The sequence below is a fragment of the Agromyces solani genome (genome assembly GCF_058349925.1).
In genome coordinates this window covers 289,890-302,189 of record NZ_JBYRER010000004.1, presented here as the reverse complement: position 1 = coordinate 302,189, position 12,300 = coordinate 289,890, and the positions used below count along the sequence as shown (strand labels likewise).

Annotated in this window: 13 protein-coding genes; 6 read left to right on the top strand and 7 right to left on the bottom strand. The window is 71.6% G+C overall.

The features are described from left to right. The first annotated feature begins 29 nt into the window (after positions 1-29). Both AC3RJ7_RS18115 and AC3RJ7_RS18110 read left to right on the top strand, forming a co-directional pair. Complete coding sequence (locus tag AC3RJ7_RS18115) at positions 30-1,202, top strand: glycoside hydrolase family 3 N-terminal domain-containing protein (protein ID WP_491457243.1); 1,173 nt, start codon at positions 30-32, stop codon at positions 1,200-1,202. A 122-nt stretch (positions 1,203-1,324) separates the two neighbouring features. Further along, positions 1,325-1,888, top strand: a complete 564-nt coding sequence (locus tag AC3RJ7_RS18110) for a YceI family protein (RefSeq protein WP_491457242.1) — start codon at positions 1,325-1,327, stop codon at positions 1,886-1,888. A gap of 109 nt (positions 1,889-1,997) precedes the next feature. On the opposite strand, the gene AC3RJ7_RS18105 is transcribed toward AC3RJ7_RS18110, so the two are convergent. Beyond that, positions 1,998-3,107, bottom strand: coding sequence for a winged helix DNA-binding domain-containing protein (locus AC3RJ7_RS18105; RefSeq protein ID WP_491457241.1), 1,110 nt, complete (start codon positions 3,105-3,107; stop codon positions 1,998-2,000). A gap of 114 nt (positions 3,108-3,221) precedes the next feature. Here AC3RJ7_RS18105 and AC3RJ7_RS18100 point away from each other — a divergent pair, with 114 nt between their 5' ends. Continuing rightward, on the top strand, positions 3,222-4,820 hold the full coding sequence (locus AC3RJ7_RS18100; RefSeq protein WP_491457332.1) for an ABC-F family ATP-binding cassette domain-containing protein: 1,599 nt from the start codon (positions 3,222-3,224) through the stop codon (positions 4,818-4,820). Between the two features lie 49 nt (positions 4,821-4,869). Here the strand turns inward: AC3RJ7_RS18100 and AC3RJ7_RS18095 are convergent, their stop codons facing one another. The 3 genes from AC3RJ7_RS18095 to AC3RJ7_RS18085 are packed head-to-tail and all read right to left on the bottom strand — an operon-like array spanning position 4,870 to position 6,271. Further along, positions 4,870-5,727: an SURF1 family cytochrome oxidase biogenesis protein gene (locus tag AC3RJ7_RS18095; RefSeq protein WP_491457240.1), complete on the bottom strand. Its 858-nt coding sequence runs from the start codon at positions 5,725-5,727 to the stop codon at positions 4,870-4,872. Further along, positions 5,724-5,978, bottom strand: coding sequence for a hypothetical protein (locus tag AC3RJ7_RS18090; protein WP_491457239.1), 255 nt, complete (start codon positions 5,976-5,978; stop codon positions 5,724-5,726). Before AC3RJ7_RS18090 ends, AC3RJ7_RS18095 begins: the two co-directional genes overlap by 4 nt. After that, on the bottom strand, positions 5,975-6,271 hold the full coding sequence (locus tag AC3RJ7_RS18085) for a DUF3099 domain-containing protein (RefSeq protein WP_491457238.1): 297 nt from the start codon (positions 6,269-6,271) through the stop codon (positions 5,975-5,977). The genes AC3RJ7_RS18090 and AC3RJ7_RS18085 overlap by 4 nt, the downstream gene beginning before the upstream one ends. Before the next feature lie 143 nt (positions 6,272-6,414). On the opposite strand from AC3RJ7_RS18085, the gene fabG reads away from it, so the two are divergent. After that, a complete protein-coding gene (gene fabG / locus AC3RJ7_RS18080) occupies positions 6,415-7,125 on the top strand; it encodes a 3-oxoacyl-[acyl-carrier-protein] reductase (RefSeq protein ID WP_491457237.1) in 711 nt (236 codons plus the stop codon). A 22-nt stretch (positions 7,126-7,147) separates the two neighbouring features. Here the strand turns inward: fabG and AC3RJ7_RS18075 are convergent, their stop codons facing one another. The 3 genes from AC3RJ7_RS18075 to AC3RJ7_RS18065 all read right to left on the bottom strand — a co-directional run bounded on the left by AC3RJ7_RS18075 (position 7,148) and on the right by AC3RJ7_RS18065 (position 10,112). Then, positions 7,148-8,095 carry an SMP-30/gluconolactonase/LRE family protein gene (locus tag AC3RJ7_RS18075; RefSeq protein ID WP_491457236.1) on the bottom strand — a complete coding sequence of 316 codons (948 nt, stop codon included), beginning with the start codon at positions 8,093-8,095 and terminating at the stop codon, positions 7,148-7,150. Between the two features lie 110 nt (positions 8,096-8,205). Then, positions 8,206-8,868 (bottom strand): phosphoserine phosphatase SerB, encoded by a 663-nt coding sequence (gene serB, locus AC3RJ7_RS18070; protein ID WP_491457235.1) that lies wholly within the window; start codon positions 8,866-8,868, stop codon positions 8,206-8,208. Further along, entirely contained in the window at positions 8,865-10,112 is a 1,248-nt protein-coding gene (locus tag AC3RJ7_RS18065) for a glucose-1-phosphate adenylyltransferase (protein WP_491457234.1), read from the bottom strand. The genes serB and AC3RJ7_RS18065 overlap by 4 nt, the downstream gene beginning before the upstream one ends. 81 nt (positions 10,113-10,193) lie before the next feature. Between AC3RJ7_RS18065 and glgA the strand changes: the two genes are divergently transcribed. Then, on the top strand, positions 10,194-11,381 hold the full coding sequence (glgA, locus tag AC3RJ7_RS18060) for a glycogen synthase (RefSeq protein WP_491457233.1): 1,188 nt from the start codon (positions 10,194-10,196) through the stop codon (positions 11,379-11,381). A gap of 50 nt (positions 11,382-11,431) precedes the next feature. Next, complete coding sequence (locus AC3RJ7_RS18055; protein ID WP_491457232.1) at positions 11,432-12,223, top strand: ABC transporter ATP-binding protein; 792 nt, start codon at positions 11,432-11,434, stop codon at positions 12,221-12,223. Positions 12,224-12,300 lie beyond the last annotated feature (77 nt).

Here is a 12,300-nt window from a genome sequence, read left to right as displayed (position 1 = left end):
CGATCAGACACGCAGCGTACACTCGCGGGGTGCGTTCCCCCCGCCCGTTCCTGTCCGTGGTCCTCGTCGTCGCCGCGGCGTTGCTCGCGGGCTGTGCGCCGACGAGCGCTCCGACGCGAGCGACGACCGGCGAGCCATCCCCGACGCCGGCGCCGACCGTCGTGCCCACGCCCGCCGCCGACGCCACGACGGCCTGGGTGTCCGACCGCGTGGCGGCCATGACCGTGGGGGAGAAGGCGGCCTCCCTGCTGCTGCTGCACGCGCCCGGCACCGATCCGGCCCCGCTGCGCGCGTACGTCGAACAGGGCGCGTCGGGTGTGATCCTCATGGGCGACAACATCACGGGCGACGCGGCCTCGTTGCTCGCACTCACCGACGCGCTCACCGTCGATCCCGAACTCGCCCCGCTCGTCGCCGTCGACCAGGAGGGCGGCGAGGTGCAGCGGCTCGACTGGGACACGGCCGCGAGCGCGCAGGAACTCCGGAACGCCCCGCCCGCCGATGCGACCGCGGCGTTCGCCGCACGGGCGGAGAGCGTCGACGCGGGCGGCGTCAACGTCAACTTCGGGGTCGTCGCTGACGTCACCGCCGACCCCGACTCGTTCATCGCGGGTCGTGTGCTCGGCACCGACCCGCGCGCCGCGGCGGATCGCGTCGCCGCGGCGGTGCGCGGCGAGCACGGCGTCGTCGCGACGACGCTCAAGCACTTCCCGGGTCACGGCGCGGCGCCGGGCGACTCGCACTCGAGCATTCCCAGTGCTCCGCTCGACCTCGACGCGTGGCGCACGGGACCCGCGCTGCCGTTCGCGGCGGGGATCGACGCCGGCGCCGAACTCGTCATGACCGGGCACCTCGCGTATCCCGCGATCGACGCGGCTCCCGCATCGCTGTCGCCGGCGTGGCATCGCATCCTCCGCGATGAGCTCGGCTTCGAGGGCGTCGTCGTCACCGACGACATGCTCATGCTGCAGCACAACGGCATGCCCGAGTACGCCGACCCGGGGGAGAACGCGGTCCGCGCGATCGCCGCGGGTGCCGACCTGCTCCTCTACGTGCTGCCGGCCGACCCGACGACGTTCGGGATCACGGTCGACGGGCTCGTCGGCGCGATCGGCGACGCGGTGTCGTCGGGTCGCATCTCCGAGGAGCGGCTCGACGACGCGGTGACTCGCGTGCTCACGCTGCGGCGCCAGCTCAGCTGAGTCGGGCGCCCGGGACGCGCCCGGAAAAAATCTGCGAGACCGGGAATAGATCACCGAGATCCATGCGTTTGCATACGTGAGGCCGATCGGCCCACGACATCCGAACTGGAGAACAGCGAGACATGACGACCACCGCCCAGACGATCGAGATCCCCGGCTACCGCGCTGGCACCTGGACCATCGACCCCACGCACAGCGAGGTCGGCTTCCAGATCCGCCACCTCATGATCAGCAAGGTCAAGGGCAAGTTCGAGCGTTTCAACGCGACCTTCGTCACCGCGGAGAACCCGCTCGAGTCGAGTGTCACGGCGTCGGCCGAGGTCGCCTCGGTCAACACGAACGAGCCGAACCGCGACGCGCACCTGCGGACCGGCGACTTCTTCGAGGCCGAGACCCACCCGACGATCGACTTCGTCTCGACCGGCGTGCGCGTCGAGAAGGGCGAGTTCAAGGTGGACGGCGACCTCACGATCCGCGGCATCACGAAGCCCGTCACCTTCGACTTCGACTTCGGCGGCTTCGGCGGCGACCCCTACGGCAACTACAAGGGCGGCGCCTCGGCGAAGGCCGTCATCAACCGCGAGGACTTCGGCCTGCGCTACAACGCGGCCCTCGAGACCGGCGGGATGCTGCTCGGCGACCAGGTGACGATCACCCTCGAGCTGCAGGCGGCGCTCGACCAGTAGTCCCGCGCGGCGATCGAGCGAAGGGTCGGATGCCTCGGGCATCCGGCCCTTCGTCGTATCGACTGGCCGTGAGGTGCCATCCGGTGCGCCCGCGGGGCCGCGTGGTCGCTCAGCCGGCCGGCACCGCGCTCACCTCATCGAGCCGGGTCGACCAGAAGGCCGCCCAGCGCTCGAACGCCGCCCGGAACCCGTCGAGGTCGATGCCGTCGCGGAACGGGGCGACCGACACGGTCGTGCCGCCGCGACGCTCGGGGGAGCGTCGCCACGTGCCCACCACCTCGCCGTCGCTGACCAGGATCGGCAGGAACAGCCCGTTCTTGCCGGGCACGACGCGGAGCGCGTCGTCGGGCGAGCAGTACGGCGTGCGATCGCCGTAGCCGAGGAAGTACTCGTCGAACGGCGCGAGCACGTGGTGACCGCCGGCGTCGCCCGACGCGGCGGGCGCGTCGGCCGCGACGTAGTGCTCGGCGCCCCACGGCTCGACCGCCCCGCCCGCCGCGGCGACGGCCGTGCGGGCCTGCATGAGCGTCAGCCCCGTCCACCACGCGAAGTCGCGCACCGTCACCGGTCCGTGCCCGCGCGCGTAGCCCGCGAACAGCCGGGCGAGCGCGGCGTCGTCGTCGGGCTCGTCGGCGCCGGGAGGCGACCACTCGTCGAGCAGCGCGAAGCGCTGGCGCGCCCGCGTCTCGACGGGGCCGTTGCAGAGCAGGCCCTCGGTCGCGAGCACCCAGATCAGGTGATAGCCGCGCTGGCCCTCGGTCGAGATGCCCGCGGCGCTCCAGGCCGCCTGGAGCTCGTCGCGCGTGGCCGCACGTCCGCCGTCGAGCAGGCCCGTCGCGACGTCCCGTGCGGTAGAGAGCACGTGCGCATCGAGCCCCTCGTCGCGCTCGAGCTTCGCCGAACGCGACCTGGCCCGCGGAGCGGCGAGCCGCAGGATCGGCCGCAGCATCGCCGGATCGACGAAATGCAGCGTGCCGCGCATCGGCCAGGAGCGCACGACCCGCCGCTCCTCGATCGCCGCGTCGATCGAGGCCTCGCTCGCGTCGGCGACTCGTGCGCCGAGCACCCACTTCGCCGCGGCCAGGTCTTGCGCCTGCACGCAGACGAGCCGCTCGATCGCGTCGGCGGGGGAGCCGAACGGGGTCTCGAGCCCCTGCGCGGCGAGTCGGGCGGCGCGCAGCGCCGCGATCGAGGTGGTGCCCGAGGCATCCGTCGTCATGCTGCGAGTCTGCCCGACGCCCCCGACTCGACGCGACCCGCCGCCGCCGGGTGGATAGACTGGGAGGCTGTGCCACTCGGCACGTTCATCCCCGACTCCGCAGGAGGCCCCGCCGTGCTCGCCGTCCACGACCTCGAGATCCGCGTCGGCGCGCGCCTGCTCATGGAGAACGTCTCGTTCCGCGTGTCCGACGGCGACAAGATCGGCCTCGTCGGCCGCAACGGCGCCGGCAAGACGACGCTCACCAAGACGCTTGCGGGCGAGACGCTGCCGACCGACGGTCGCATCGACCGGTCGGGCGAGATCGGCTATCTGCCGCAGGACCCCCGCTCGGGCGACCCCGAAATGCTGGCGCGCACCCGCATCCTCGACGCCCGCGGCCTCGGCACCCTCGCGCTGGGCATGCACGAAGCCTCCATGAACATGGGGAGCGACGACCCCGTCGTCGCCGAGAAGGCGATGAAGAAGTACGGCAACCTCACCGACCGCTTCAACGCGCTCGGCGGGTACGCCGCCGAGGCCGAGGCGGCGTCGATCGCCTCGAATCTCAATCTTCCCGACCGCATCCTCGACCAGCCGCTGAAGACCCTCTCGGGCGGCCAGCGCCGGCGCATCGAGCTCGCCCGCATCCTGTTCAGCGATGCCGAGACGATGATCCTCGACGAGCCGACGAACCACCTCGACGCCGACTCGGTGGTGTGGCTCCGCGAGTTCCTGAAGGCCTACAAGGGCGGCGTCATCGTCATCTCCCACGACGTCGAGCTCGTCGGCGAGGTCGTGAACCGCGTCTTCTACCTCGACGCCAACCGTTCGGTCATCGATGTCTACAACATGGGCTGGAAGCACTACCAGCGCCAGCGCGCCGCCGACGAGGAGCGCCGCAAGAAGGAGCGCGCGAACGCCGAGAAGAAGGCCGACGTGCTGAAGCTCCAGGCCGCGAAGTTCGGTGCGAAGGCCTCGAAGGCGGCCGCCGCCCACCAGATGGTCGCCCGCGCCGAGAAGCTGCTCGCGGGGCTCGAGGAGGTGCGCCAGGTCGACCGCGTCGCGAAGCTCCGCTTCCCGACGCCCGCGCCGTGCGGCCGCACGCCGATCAGCGCGAGCGACCTCTCGAAGAGCTACGGATCGCTCGAGATCTTCACCGCCGTCGACCTCGCGATCGACCGAGGGTCCAAGGTGGTCATCATCGGCCTCAATGGTGCGGGCAAGACGACGCTCCTGCGCATCCTCGCGGGCGTCGACGAACCCGACACCGGCACCGTCGAACCGGGCCACGGACTTCGCATCGGCTACTTCGCCCAGGAGCACGAGACGATCGAGGTCAAGCGCAGCGTGCTCGAGAACATGGTGTCGTCCTCGCCGAACCTCACCGAGACCGAGGCGCGCAAGGTGCTCGGCTCGTTCCTCTTCACGGGCGACGACGTTCACAAGCCCGCGGGAGTGCTGTCGGGCGGCGAGAAGACCCGCCTCGCGCTCGCGATGATCGTCGTGTCGGGTGCGAACGTGCTGCTGCTCGACGAGCCGACGAACAACCTCGACCCCGCGAGCCGCGCCGAGATCCTCGACGCACTCTCGCACTTCGAGGGCGCCGTCGTGCTCGTCTCGCACGACCCGGGCGCGGTCGAGGCGCTGAACCCCGAGCGCGTGCTCATCCTGCCCGACGGCGTGGAGGACCACTGGTCGGCCGAGTACCAGGAGCTCATCGAGCTCGCCTGACGGGCGGCCGGCGGCCGCCCGCGCTCATGGCGTCGCGCGCCGTGCCGCGCTAGCGGCGGTCGAGGATCCCGTCCTCGACGTCGGCGTCCTCGTCGCGTCGCGACTTCCGCTCGGGTCGCCGCGGTGCACGGCGACGGTCGGTGCCGTCCTGGGCGCCGATGCGGGATGCCTCGGCGAGGCCCTTGCGCTCCTGGTTCGCCGCCCACCCGAGGCCGATGAAGGCGAGCAGCGCGAAGACGAACCACTGCAGCGCATACGACAGGTGAGGACCCTCATCGCGCTCGGGTCGCGGCGCGGCCAGCGGCGGCTCCGCGGCGTCGTCGGGCGTCTGCACGAGCAGGCCGTACGCGCCCGTGTAGGCCGGCGCGTCGACCCGGTCGGCGAGCTCGTCGAGGTCGATGGTCGCGAGCTCGGTGCTCGTCGAGGTGCGCCCCTCGATCCGGCCCTCGCCGGCCTTCAGGCGCACCTCGACGACGACCTCGCCGGCGGGGGCGGGGGCGGGGGCACGGTCGCCGGGACCGCCGTCGGATGCCTCGGGGATCCAGCCGCGATCGACCATGAACACGGTGCCGTCCTCGAGCCGGAACGGCGTGATGACCTCGTAGCCGACATTGCCGTTCTGCGGGCGGTTGCGCACGACGATCTCATCGTCGGACAGGTACTCGCCCTCGAGCGCCACCACCTGCCAGCGCTGGTCGATGTCGAATGCGGCGGGGTCGGGCAGCGCCTCGGTCACCGGAACCGGCTCCGCGTCGTAGTTCGCGTCGATGCGGGCGACCTCGGCGAGTGCCTCGGCGCGTCGGTTGAGCTGCCAGGTGCCGAGGGCGGAGCACGCGATCGCGAAGATCACCACGAGCACGAGATATCCCGCCCAACGGCCGCTGAGGAGGAAACGCCAGTCGTTCACGGGCGGCCTCCCGCCGAGGCATCCGCACCGGGCCCGACATCGACGAACGCCGCGACGGTCACCGGGAACGAGCGCGCCTCGAGGAAGCCGCGGAGGTAGTCGACGTGCTCGTCGCACGCGAGCCAGGTCTTGCCGCGGTCTCCGGTGTGGATCTTGGGGTTGCGCCAGTCGATGCGCCACGTCGCGGTCGCCGTGCACGCGGCGCGGGAGCAGACGGCGCCGTCGGCGGCGCCGGAGAGTCCACCGATCATCGGGTTCCGTCGCCTTCGCCGGTCGGGGGCGCGGACGGCCCGGCGGGCAGCGCGCGGTCGGGGCGAACGGCGCGTCCGGCGCGGCCCGAACCCTGGGCGTTCGCGAGGACGACGGCGATGTAGGGGAGGAAGATCGCTCCGGCGGCGAAGACCGCCAGCCACCATCCCCGCGCGAAGAGCATGGCGAAGATGCAGGCGACCCGGATCGTCATCGCGACCGTGTACTTGATCATGCGTGCACGCCGCTCCGCTTCGGGCGAGGGCGGCAGCGAGGTGATCGACTGCTGCTTCATGGTGGTCGCCGGGATCTGACGGCGCTCCTCTTGACTCAAGCCTACGTCCGCTGCGACCCGACGGATGCCGAGAACGGGACACTCTATGCTGGGACGGGCCGCACGGCCAGAGTCCTCCAACGATCTTGGAAACGGAGTCCAGCATGACGACGAGCCGCACCGTCCTCGTGACCGGTGGCAACCGGGGCATCGGCTACGCCATCGCCCGCGAGTTCATCGCCCAGGGGCACCGCGTCGCCGTCACCGCTCGCTCCGGCGAGGGGCCCGAGGGGGCGCTCACGGTGCGGGCCGACGTCACCGACGCCGAGTCGATCGACCGCGCGTTCACCGAGATCGAGGCCGAGCTCGGGCCGGTCGAGGTCGTCGTCGCGAACGCGGGAATCACCCGCGACACGCTGCTCCTGCGCATGAGCGAGGACGAGTTCACGAGCGTCATCGACACGAACCTCACGGGTGCCTTCCGCGTCGTGAAGCGCGCCTCGAAGGGCATGCTCAAGGCGCGGTTCGGTCGAATCGTGCTCATCTCGAGCGTCGTCGGGCTCTACGGCTCGCCCGGCCAGATCAACTACTCCTCGTCGAAGGCCGGCCTCGTGGGCATGGCCCGCTCGCTCACGCGCGAGCTCGGCGCCCGCAACATCACCGCGAACGTCGTCGCTCCGGGGTTCATCGAGACGGACATGACCGACGAGCTGCCCGAGGCGCAGCAGGCGGAGTACAAGAAGAACATCCCGCTCGGCCGCTTCGCGACGCCCGACGAGGTCGCGCGCGTCGTCGCCTGGCTCGCGGGCGACGACGCCGGCTACATCTCGGGTGCCGTCATCCCCGTCGACGGGGGCCTGGGCATGGGCCACTAGCCGACGGCGCGACCTCCGCCGCTCAGCGGTCGATGCGCACCACCGAGTACTCGGTGTCGGGCGTCGGCTGGGTGCCGAAGCGGGCGTTGGGCAGGAACAGGCTGTGGCCGAACCACGCGACCGTCGTGGGCACCTGGAACTCGGGGCTCGTCAGCTGGTCCACGAGCGTCCCGCTCGTGCCGTCGGCCGCGAGGTCGACGACCGCGACGGTGTTGAGCTGGTTCTGCACCACGTAGAGCGTGCGGCCGACCAGGAGCAGGCCGTCGCCCGCCGGCAGCGACGCGCCGCCGAGGTCGACCGCGGTGGCCGAGCCCGTCGCGGGGTCGACGCGGAAGAGGGTGGCGGTCGCCGACTGGATGACGAGCAGGGACCGGTGGTCGGGGGTCTCGACGATGCCGTTGGCGTTGAATCCGCCCTGCTGCTCCCAGTCGCCCGTGAGCGGAAGGGTCACGACCTCCGAGGCGCTGGGCAGCGCCCCCGCCGGGCCGAGTGGCACGAAGTACAGCTCGCCGGCGAAGCTGTTCGTGAACCAGGCACCGTCGACCGTGAGCACCACGTCGTTGATGAATGCCGGGCCGGTGGTCAGCTGGTAGGTCTGCAGCACGTCTCCGGTCGAAGCATCGACCACCCGGGCCTGACCCGTGGGCCCGCCGGCGACGAAGAGCCGCCCGCGCTCGTCGACCTCGAGACCCACGGACGGCGTGCCGGGGCCCTCGAGCGTGGTGATCTCGGTGCCGGTGCGGAGGTCGAAGACGTAGACATCGCCGTCCGCCAGGGAGCCGACGTAGCCGACGGGTCCGTTTCCGATCGCGATGCCCTCGGGCTGGAACCCGTCCGGGAGGGCGATCAGGTCCTCGACCGTGGCGCCGCCCGGCGGACTCGCAGCCTGTGCGGTGCCCGCCGCGCCGATGGCGAGGAGCCCTGTCAGTGCGGCGGCGGCGAATGTACGTGCGACGATGCGACCGGACATGGCCACATGCTACGACTGCATTCGTGAAGCCGTCGGGGTTCGGAGCAAGCTCCCAGCCGTGCGGAACGGCGACGCCGAGCCCCCGCTCACCGATCGGGGTCGCGGCGCCCTCAGCCCCGCAGGCCGAGCGGTGCGAGCACCTGTGCAAGATCGGGTCGGTCGACCGCGAGGTCGGCCTGCGCCCGCACGATCGGCTTCGCGCAGAAGGCGACGCCGAGTGCGGCGCGGTCGAGCATGCGCAGGTCGTTGGCGCCGTCGCCCACCGCGACGGTCCGCGCGAGCGGGATGCCGCTGACGTCGGCCCACTCCTCGAGCGCGAGGCGCTTCGCGTCGGCGTCGATGATCGGGCCGTCGACGTGGCCGGTGAGCCGGCCGTCGACGACCGCGAGCCGGTTGGCGCGGCAGAAGTCGAGGCCGAGCCGGTCGGCGAGCGGGTCGAGGAGCTCGTGGAAGCCGCCGGAGACGACGCCGACGAGTCCGCCCGCGGCGTGCACGCCGGCGATGAGCTCCTCGACCCCGTCGGTCGGCGTCATGCGGGCGCGCGCGGCGGCGAGCACGTCGGTGTCGAGGCCCGCGAGCGTCGCAACGCGTTCGCGCAGGCTCGCGGCGAAGTCGAGCTCGCCGCGCATGGCGCGTTCGGTGACGGCGGCCACGTGCTCGAGGCTGCCCGCGGCCTCGGCGAGCAGCTCGATCGCCTCCTCACGGATCAGCGTGGAGTCGGCGTCGAGCACGACGAGCGGGCCGCCGGAGCGGCCGCCAACCGCGGCGCTCACGCGTGGGTCCGGACGCGCGAGCCCTTGCCCACGACGGTGATGCCGCTGTCGGTCACGATGAAGCCCCGCGCCAGGTCCTCCGCGCGGTCGACGCCGATGCGAGCACCGGCCTCGACGACGACCTCCTTGTCGAGGATGGCGCGCTGCACCGTCGCGCCGGCCTCGATGCGGGCGCGGTCGAACAGGATCGAGTCGGCGACGTGCGCACCCGACCCGACGATCGCCCACGGACCGAGCACGCTGCGCTCGACGTGGGCGCCCGAGATCACGGAGCCGAGCGACACGATCGAATCGATCACCGTGCCGAGCGAACCACGCGCATCGCGCGTGAACTTCGCGGGCGGCGAGTTGAGCTGCTGGCTGAAGATGGGCCACTCCCGGTTGTAGAGATTGAACACCGGCAGCACCGAGATGAGGTCCTGGTGCGCCTCGAAGAAGGAGTCGATCGTCCCCACGTCGCGCCAGTAGTAGCGGTCGCGATCGGTCGAGCCGGGCACCTCGTTGCGCTGCAGGTCGTAGACGCCGGCCTCGCCGCGCGCCACGAAGGCCGGGATGATGTCGCCGCCCATGTCGTGGCTCGAGGAGGCCTGCTCGCCGTCGCTCAGCACCGCGTCGATGAGCGCCTGGGCGTCGAACACGTAGTTGCCCATCGACGCGAGGACCTCGCCGGGGGAGTCGGGAAGGCCGACGGGGTCGTTCGGCTTCTCGAGGAACCGGCTGATGCGCTCGGGGGAGGTCGAGTCGACCTCGATGACGCCGAACTGGTTCGCGAGCGCGATCGGCTGTCGGATGGCGGCGACCGTGGCGGCGGCGCCCGACTCGACGTGCGCGTCGATCATCTGCGAGAAGTCCATGCGGTACACGTGGTCGGCGCCGACGACGACGATGAGGTCGGGCCGCTCGTCGTAGATGAGGTTGAGGCTCTGCAGGATGGCGTCGGCCGACCCCGAGAACCAGCGCTTGCCGAGGCGCTGCTGGGCCGGTACCGAGGCGACGTAGGAGTTCAACAGGCCGTTGAGGCGCCAGGTCTGCGACACGTGCCGGTCGAGCGAGTGCGACTTGTACTGGGTGAGCACGACGACCTGGCGAAGGCCCGAGTTCAAGAGGTTCGACAGCGCGAAGTCGATGAGCCGGTACTGCCCGGCGAACGGGACCGCGGGCTTCGCCCGGTCTTCCGTCAGTGGCATGAGCCGCTTGCCCTCGCCGCCGGCGAGGACGATACCGAAGACCTTGCGCGCAACCATGTGCCCACTGTAACCAGCCGACGGCGATTCGGCGTCCCCGGTTTCGGAGCGTGTCACCGGGCCCTGCGCTACCGTTGCAGCATGCGCGTCGACCTCCTCACCCGTGAGTATCCGCCCGAGGTCTACGGGGGTGCCGGAGTGCACGCCGCAGAGCTCGTGCGAGCCCTCCGCGCGAGCATCGACATCGAGGTGCGCTGCTTCGGCGCGCCGCGCACGGAGGCGGGCACGACCGCCTACCCGGTGCCGGCCGACTTCGCCGATGCGAACGCCGCCCTCTCGACGATGGCCGTCGACCTGCTCATGGCCGGCGACGCCGCCGGCGCCGACGTCGTGCACTCGCACACCTGGTACGCGAACTTCGCGGGCTTCACGGCCAAGCGCCTGCACGGCGTGCCCCACGTGGTCACGGCGCACAGCCTCGAACCGCTGCGGCCCTGGAAGGCCGAGCAGCTCGGCGGCGGCTATCGGCTCAGCTCGTGGGTCGAACGCGCCGCCTTCGCCGACGCCGACGCGGTCATCGCCGTGAGCGAGGGCATGCGACGCGACATCCTGCGTTCGTATCCCGACCTCGACCCCGCGCGCGTCGAGGTCGTCTACAACGGGATCGACCTCGCCGACTGGGCGCCGTCGCACGACGTCGACGCCGTTCGGGCGCTCGGCGTCGACCCCGAGCGCCCCTCGATCGTGTTCGTCGGCCGGATCACGCGTCAGAAGGGCCTGCCGTACCTGTTGCGCGCCGCTCGGCTGCTGCCCGCCGACGTCCAGCTCGTGCTCTGCGCCGGCGCACCCGACACCCCCGAGATCATGGCCGAGGTCGAGGGGCTCGTCGACGGGCTCCGCGCCGAGCGCGACGGGGTCGTCTGGATCGATCGCCACCTGCCGAGGAATGAGCTCACCGCCCTGCTCACCGCCTCGACGTGCTTCGTCTGCCCGTCGGTCTACGAGCCCCTCGGCATCGTCAATCTCGAGGCGATGGCGTGCGGCGCCCCGGTCGTGGGCACGGCCACGGGCGGCATCCCCGAGGTGGTCGACGACGGGGTGACGGGCGTGCTCGTGCCCATCGAGCAGGCCGACGACGGCACCGGCACCCCGCTCGACCCCGATCGTTTCGTCGCCGATCTCGCCGATGCGCTCACCCGCGTCGTCGCCGACCCGGCCGCCGCGGCCGTGATGGGCGCGGCGGGGCGGCGCCGCGCCGAGACGCACTTCGCGTGGGATGCGATCGCCGCCCGCACGATCGAGGTGTACGAACGGGTGCTCGCCGGCTGAGCCCTTCGGGTGCGCCGGAGGGGGTCTTCGGTCCCGATAGCATGGGACGCATGGCGAGTGCGAGTACGGTTCTGCAGTTCCGCGATGTGTCGGTGGTCCGCGACGGCAACACGATCCTCGACTCCGTGACGTGGAGCGTCGCCTCCGACGAACGGTGGGTCGTGCTCGGGCCGAACGGTGCGGGCAAGACCACGCTGCTGCAGATCGCGGCCGCCTCGATGCACCCGACCTCCGGCAAGGCGGAGGTGCTGCAGGAGAAGCTCGGCAAGGTCGACGTCTTCGAGCTGCGGCCCATGATCGGGTTCGCCTCGACGGCGATGGCCCGGCGCATCCCGCGCGACGAGACCGTGCTGGACGTCGTGTTGACCGCCGCCTACTCGGTCACCGGCCGATGGAACGAGGAGTACGAAGGCATCGACCTGCGCCGCGCCGAGCGCGTGCTCAAGGAGTGGGGCCTCGACGGCTTCTCCGGCCGCCGGTTCGGCAGCCTCTCCGACGGCGAGCAGAAGCGCGTGCAGATCGCACGGTCGGTCATGACCGACCCCGAGCTGCTGCTGCTCGACGAGCCGGCGGCGAGCCTCGACCTCGGTGCCCGTGAAGAGCTGGTCGGCCTTCTCGGCGGCTACGCGGCGTCGCCCGCGTCTCCCGCGATCGTGATGGTCACCCACCACGTCGAGGAGATCCCCGTCGGGTTCACCCACGCGCTCCTGCTCTCGAAGGGCGGCATCGTCGCGGCGGGCCCGCTCGCCGAGGCGCTGACGGCCGAGACCCTGAGTTCGACCTTCGACATGAAGATCGAGCTCACCGAGCGCGACGGGCGCTACGCCGCGCGTGCCGTCTGAGGCGTTCGGGCGCTGACTCTGCTAAACTCGACAGCTGGCCCTACCGCCATCATGCTTTCCCTCCAGTGAGCCGCACC